Below are 6,143 nucleotides of genomic sequence, written 5' to 3'. Positions count from 1 at the left end.
CGGCCTACAAAACCCGTAGGCCCGTGCAAGCGTAGCGCCGCCGGGCGAAACGCGCAATACAGCCTTAGAAGGACACACCACCGCCCACGTATGCGCCGTCAATCAGCGTGTGGCCAGGGCGACCGTCTTTGCCATCAACGCTCACGTGGCGGTAACCCACTTTCAGGGTCAGCGGCGTGACAGGCGTCCAGCTTACGCCGCCGTTGGCTTCCACATAGTTTTTCACGCTGTTGTTCAGGCCTTCAGGCGCAACGTAACCTTCGCCATAGACATGGATGCTGTCAGTCAGCGCAACGTTTACGCCGCCACCAATCGGGAACGCCACGCCGTTATCGCCTTTTTTCGGGCCGATGTAGATCGCCTTCGCGCCTGCGTTCAGCATGACCGGGCCCACTTCCAGGTTGTAGCCTGCGCCCACGCCACCGGTCTGGGTACCGTCATCGGTGTTTTTGAGCCAGTTGCTTTCGGCGTACAGGCCGGATGAGGATTTGCCCATTTCCAGATTGAGGTTAGTAAAGTTTTTACCCTGCTCAACGCTACCGCCCATGGCCAGTGCGGAACCAGAGAGGGCGGTCAGTGCAGAAAGAAGAAGGATATTCAATTTTTTCATGTTTCGTGCCTCATCATCAAATTAATCTGGAGGCACCATAACAAGCGATGTTTATGACTGCAAATGTGATACAAGTCGCTGTTTTATGCTGGTTTTGTTAAATTTAATTTATTTAATGTTGCGTTTTTGTTTGATTGAACGGGAGTCAACGCGTGATTTTCAGGCGTTTAGAAACCGTTTAGTTTTTTGACTAAACATAAACTGAACGAGGCCGGGATAGTGACTGGAGGTGTAATAATGGAGGCTCCAGAAATTTCCAAAAATATTTCAAAAATCACATAAAACAACAAAGATTTACACTTATGGTGGTGAAAACACGTTCTCTCGCGCAGGCGCCTTTCCCTGCGATGTCATTTTTCTGACACGTTTGTTCATTACGTTGTTGGCTTCACTTACTGGATGCTAACAATATGAAAAGAAAAATCATTCCTGTGCTGGTTGGTTGTGCGCTCTCTTTCTCTGGCCTGGCGGCACAGCCCACGGCTGAACGCTATGTCGTCAGCTTTCCTGAAGGCTCACACGTCAACTACAGCGGCGTGTTCGCCAGCGCATTTCCGAACGGACTCCCGGTGGGTATTGGCTCTGGCCTGCTGTTTACGGGTAAGCAGGGCGATGCCCTGACCTTTGCAACCGTGACCGATCGCGGTCCAAACGCCGATGCGCCAAAAATGGGTAAAAATGAAGCCAAAATTTTTGTCACGCCGGATTTCGCGCCGCTGCTGATGACCATCCGCGTGCAGAACGGTAAAGCAGAAGCGACGGATGCCCGCCCGCTGCATGACGATAAAGGCGAGATTAACGGTCTGCCGCTGCAAAGCGGCGTGATTGGATCCACCAATGAGGTGGCGTTTAGCGACACTCTCAAGACGCTGAAGGGTGACAACCGCGGGCTGGATACGGAAGGCATCACGCCGGACGGCAAAGGCGGCTACTGGCTGTGCGACGAGTATGGCCCGTTTCTGATTAACGTCGACAGTAAAGGGAAAATCCTGGCGATCCACGGCCCGCAGGCGGCGGAAGGGGAAAAGTCGATCGCGGGCGGTCTGCCAAACGTTATCAAATGGCGCCAACCGAACCGGGGCTTTGAAGGCCTGACCCGTATGCCGGACGGGCGCATTATCGCCGCGGTACAAAGTACGCTGGATATCGACGGTAAAAGCAAAAAGCAGGCGCTGTTTACGCGTCTCGTGAGCTTCGACCCGGCGACCGGCAAAACAGCGATGTACGGCTACCCTATCGACAGCGCGGCCTACAGCAAAAACAGTGATGCCAAAATCGGCGACATCGTGGCGCTTGATGACCAGCATATCCTGCTGATTGAGCAGGGCAGCGATAAAAATGACGGGATGCATAACCTTATCTACAAGGTGGACCTCAGCAAGGCGAGCGACCTGAGCGCCTTTGACAAGCCGGGCGAGTACCCGGAGTTTGATGATGAGAAAACCCTGAAGCAGCGCGGCATTACCCTTGCGGCAAAAACGCAGGTCGTTGATTTGCGTGCTCTTGGCTGGCAGCAGGAGAAGGCCGAAGGGCTGGCGCTGATCGACAGCAAACGGCTTGCCGTAGCGAACGATAATGACTTTGGCGTGAAGGTGGCGATGCAAAATCCGGTCGAGGGCAAGAAGCTCAAGGATTATCGGGTGAACGCGGAAGGCAAGCTGACGCTGGATGATAAACCGGTTGAAACCACGCTTAGCGTGAAGCCGCTGAAGAAGCCGGAGTCGGATAGTAAGCTGTGGATTGTGACGCTGCCGGAGGCGTTGAAATAAGTTTAGGCACCCCTCAACCTTCCCCTCTCCCCACGGGGGAGAGGGGAAGCAGGGCGGTTATTTTTTCAGATCTGCAAACGCCGCGCGAATCTCTTCCTCCGGCAGCTGTATGCCAATAAATACCATTACGCTACGCGGCGCTTCATCGCCCCACGGGCGATCCCAGTCGGCGCTGTATAAGCGCTGCACGCCCTGGAACAGCAGGCGGTTCGGTTCGCCGTCGATCCACAGCATCCCTTTGTAGCGTAACAGTTTGTCGGCAAATGACAGCAGGAGATTCTCCATCACGCGGGAGACCTCGCTGATATCCACCGGGTAATCCAGCTCCACCACAATCGACGTCACGTCGTTTTGCTTGTCTCCCATAAAGTGGAAACGCGGTTTCGTGGTGACGTTCTCTTCCAGCATAAAGCCGTTGGTGTTGAACAGCTGTGAGAGGTCGATATCGCCGTGCGTCACGGTGTAAATCGGCGCGCGGGAGTTAATGCGGGTCAGACGTTCACGCAGTTTCTCGCTGTCACCCGCCACGTCGGTTTTGGTCAGCAGGATGCGGTCAGCGTAGCCCACCTGAGACTGGGCGATGGTGAACTGGTTCATCTGATCGTTGGCGTGAACCGCATCGACCAGGGCGATGACGCCGTCCAGCAGGTAGCGCTGGCAAAGAATGTCATGGGAGAAAAAGGTCTGAATAATCGGGCCGGGGTCGGCCATGCCGGTGCATTCAATCACCAGACGGTCGAAGTCGATTTCACCGCGATCGCGGCTGTCGAGCAGATCCAGCAGGGCGTCTTCCAGCTCGTTTGAGCGGGTACAGCAGATGCAGCCGTTGGTCAGGGTTTTGATCTGCGTGGCGCGATCGCCAATCAATTGATCGTCCACGGAGACTTCGCCGAATTCGTTTTCGATGACGGCGATCCTGAAGCCGTGCTGCTCGTTCAGGATGTGGCGCAGCAGGGTGGTTTTACCGGCGCCGAGGAAACCGGTCAGCAGGGTGACGGCAATCGGGGTCATGTTCTCTCCTTTAGCAGCAGCGGACGCCGCCTTCTCCACTTCCACCGTAGCGTGCTTCCTGACGCTCGCGGAAGAATTCAGTGTAGGTCATGTACGGTTTATCCGGATGGTTGGTCTTCATATGCTCAACGTAGTTGTCATAGTCCGGAATACCAATCAGCATTTTTGCCGCCTGACCGAGGTATTTTTTCGCTTCGCCTAAGTTACCAAACATAATGCATCCTGATAAGACAAAGCCCGGTGGCGCTACGCTTACCGGGCCTACAGTACCGTTGTAGGGCGGGTCAGCGTAGCGCCACCCGCCATTTTTTTAATGGTGTGAAGAGGTCTTCACGCCGCCTTCCGGCACCGGCACGTACGGCGTTTCTTTATCCGTACGGCCTTCGGCGTTACGCACTTTCAGCCAGGTTTTGATACCGTAGAAAATGATGCTGTACACCACCACCAGGAACAGAATGCTCAGACCTGCGTTGGTGTAGTTGTTCACCACGATATGGTTCATGTTGGCAATCTGCTGCGCGGTCAGTTCTGCGCCGCCTGCGGCAATCTTCTCTTTGTACTGGTTCGCCATGAAGAAGAAGCCTTCCAGCTGCGGGTTGGTGCTGAACAGCTTCAGGCCCAGCGCCCAGGTAGTGCAGAGCAGCAGCCACAGTGCAGGAATGACGGTCACCCAGATGTATTTGGTGCGTTTCATTTTCACCAGTACGACGGTGCCAAGTACCAGGGCCACAGCGGCCAGCATCTGGTTAGAGATACCGAACAGCGGCCACAGGCTCTTCACGCCGCCGAGTGGATCAACCACGCCCTGATACAGCAGGTAACCCCACAGGCCTACGCAACCCGCAGTGCCGAGCACACCCGCCACCAGAGAGTCGGTTTTCTTCAGGAACGGCACGAAGTTACCCAGCAGGTCCTGCAGCATGAAGCGGCCCGCACGGGTACCGGCATCCAGCGCGGTGAGGATAAACAGCGCTTCAAACAGAATACCGAAGTGGTACCAGAAGCCCATGTCTGCCCACGGCAGCACTTTATGGAACACATGTGCAATACCGACAGCCAGCGTCGGTGCGCCACCTGCGCGGTTCAGCACGGACGGTTCGCCGATGTCTTTCGCGGTCTGCATGATCTGCTCAGGGGAGATCACGAAGCCCCAGGAGCTGACGGTTGCTGCCGCGTGGGCGCTGGCATCCTTCAGCTGGGCCATGATCAGCGCGGTATTTTCGCCGCCCATCTCATGCAGGTTTGGCATGGTGATGCCCAGACCCGCAGGCGGGGTGTTCATTGCGAAGTACAGGCCCGGTTCGATGATAGACGCCGCAACCAGCGCCATGATCGCCACGAAGGATTCCATCAGCATCGCGCCGTAACCGATAAAGCGCGCGTCGGTTTCGTTGGCCATCAGCTTCGGCGTGGTGCCGGAGGAGATCAGCGCGTGGAAGCCAGACACGGCACCACAGGCGATGGTGATAAACAGGAACGGGAAGAGCGCGCCTTTCCACAGTGGGCCGGTGCCGTCAATGTACTGAGTCACCGCCGGCATTTTCAGCTCAGGGTTGATGATCACAATCCCGATAGCCAGCCCGACGATAACCCCGATTTTCAGGAAGGTCGCGAGGTAATCACGTGGTGCCAGAATCAGCCATACCGGGAGCAGGGCGGATACAAACGCGTAACCAATCAGCGCGAAGGTGATGGTGGTGTCCTTAAAGGTCAGCGCCGGGCCCCAGTACGGGTCATGCGCAATGACGCCGCCAAAGTAGATAGAGGCAACCAGCAGCACGATACCAATCACGGAGACTTCGCCCACGCGCCCCGGGCGCAGGAAGCGCATGTAAATGCCCATGAACAGCGCGATCGGTACGGTAGAGCAGACGGTAAACACGCCCCACGGACTTTCGGCCAGCGCTTTCACGACGATCAGCGCCAGCACCGCGAGGATAATGATCATAATCAGGAAACAACCGAACAGGGCAATGGTGCCCGGCACGCGACCCATCTCTTCTTTGATCATCTCACCCAGCGACGAACCGTTACGGCGTGAGGAGATAAACAGCACCATAAAGTCCTGCACCGCGCCCGCGAGCACCACGCCCGCCAGCAGCCAGAGCGTACCCGGCAGGTAGCCCATCTGCGCGGCCAGTACCGGGCCGACCAGCGGGCCAGCGCCTGCAATGGCGGCAAAGTGGTGACCAAACAGCACGTAGCGGTTGGTTGGCACGTAGTTCAGGCCGTCATTGTTAATGACCGCCGGCGTGGCGCGCGTTGGGTCGAGCTTCATGACCTTCTGCGCGATGTATAAGCTGTAGTAGCGATAAGCCACAAGATAGACGGAAACGGACGCGACGACGATCCACAGGGCGCTGACGTGTTCGCCCCGGCGTAATGCGACAACCGCCAGACAGAAAGCACCGAGGATCCCGAGTAAGGCCCAGGGCACGTGCTTAAGTAGTTTTTTAGTATCCATAGTAAGACCTGGTTTTTTATGTAAAGAAAAAAGGGTCAAGGTTCGTTGTGAGGAGGTATTGAGTAATGCTGGAGCGATCGTGCCAGATCCTCGCGCGTGTAAAGGTGGGTAAATGAATGAGTGGTTGAAAGTGACGGGTGAGCGGTCAAAGGAAGCGGCGAGTGGTTAAGGCTCGCCGCCGCTGGAGGAAATTATGTGATTGAGATCACGTGGTTATCCGGGCTGCGCGCCATCGCCAGATAATTTTCCAGCGTTTTAACCAGTTTCTCCTTCAGCCAGTTCGGCTCCA

The 6,143-nt window shown here is 56.1% G+C and carries 5 protein-coding genes; 1 reads left to right on the top strand and 4 read right to left on the bottom strand.

Annotation, left to right across the window (positions count from 1 at the left end; all coding sequences use genetic code 11):
• Positions 1-64: 64 nt before the first annotated feature.
• Positions 65-610: a YfaZ family outer membrane protein gene (locus L977_RS13790; RefSeq protein WP_023331942.1), complete on the bottom strand. Its 546-nt coding sequence runs from the start codon at positions 608-610 to the stop codon at positions 65-67.
• 410 nt (positions 611-1,020) lie between these two features.
• On the opposite strand from L977_RS13790, the gene L977_RS13785 reads away from it, so the two are divergent.
• Positions 1,021-2,379, top strand: a complete 1,359-nt coding sequence (locus L977_RS13785; RefSeq protein ID WP_047625998.1) for an esterase-like activity of phytase family protein — start codon at positions 1,021-1,023, stop codon at positions 2,377-2,379.
• A gap of 57 nt (positions 2,380-2,436) precedes the next feature.
• On the opposite strand, the gene yjiA is transcribed toward L977_RS13785, so the two are convergent.
• The 3 genes from yjiA to L977_RS13770 form a co-directional block, all read right to left on the bottom strand.
• Positions 2,437-3,390, bottom strand: a complete 954-nt coding sequence (gene yjiA / locus L977_RS13780; protein ID WP_023331944.1) for a GTPase — start codon at positions 3,388-3,390, stop codon at positions 2,437-2,439.
• 10 nt (positions 3,391-3,400) lie between these two features.
• Positions 3,401-3,604, bottom strand: coding sequence for a YbdD/YjiX family protein (locus L977_RS13775; protein ID WP_003856610.1), 204 nt, complete (start codon positions 3,602-3,604; stop codon positions 3,401-3,403).
• Positions 3,605-3,700: 96 nt separating this feature from the next.
• On the bottom strand, positions 3,701-5,854 hold the full coding sequence (locus tag L977_RS13770; RefSeq protein WP_047625997.1) for a carbon starvation CstA family protein: 2,154 nt from the start codon (positions 5,852-5,854) through the stop codon (positions 3,701-3,703).
• Positions 5,855-6,143 lie beyond the last annotated feature (289 nt).

Origin of the sequence: Enterobacter sp. ZOR0014, from assembly GCF_000798855.1 — a bacterium.
Taxonomy (GTDB): domain Bacteria; phylum Pseudomonadota; class Gammaproteobacteria; order Enterobacterales; family Enterobacteriaceae; genus Enterobacter; species Enterobacter kobei.
This window is presented reverse-complemented; position numbering and strand designations above follow the sequence as displayed.

Excerpts from the sequence above, each read along its gene's own strand:
- L977_RS13790 (WP_023331942.1), bottom strand. The coding sequence starts at position 610 with ATGAAAAAATTGAATATCCTTCTTCTTTCTGCACTGACCGCCCTCTCT.
- L977_RS13775 (WP_003856610.1), bottom strand. The coding sequence starts at position 3,604 with ATGTTTGGTAACTTAGGCGAAGCGAAAAAATACCTCGGTCAGGCGGCA.
- L977_RS13770 (WP_047625997.1), bottom strand. The coding sequence starts at position 5,854 with ATGGATACTAAAAAACTACTTAAGCACGTGCCCTGGGCCTTACTCGGG.
- L977_RS13785 (WP_047625998.1), top strand. The coding sequence starts at position 1,021 with ATGAAAAGAAAAATCATTCCTGTGCTGGTTGGTTGTGCGCTCTCTTTC.
- yjiA (WP_023331944.1), bottom strand. The coding sequence starts at position 3,390 with ATGACCCCGATTGCCGTCACCCTGCTGACCGGTTTCCTCGGCGCCGGT.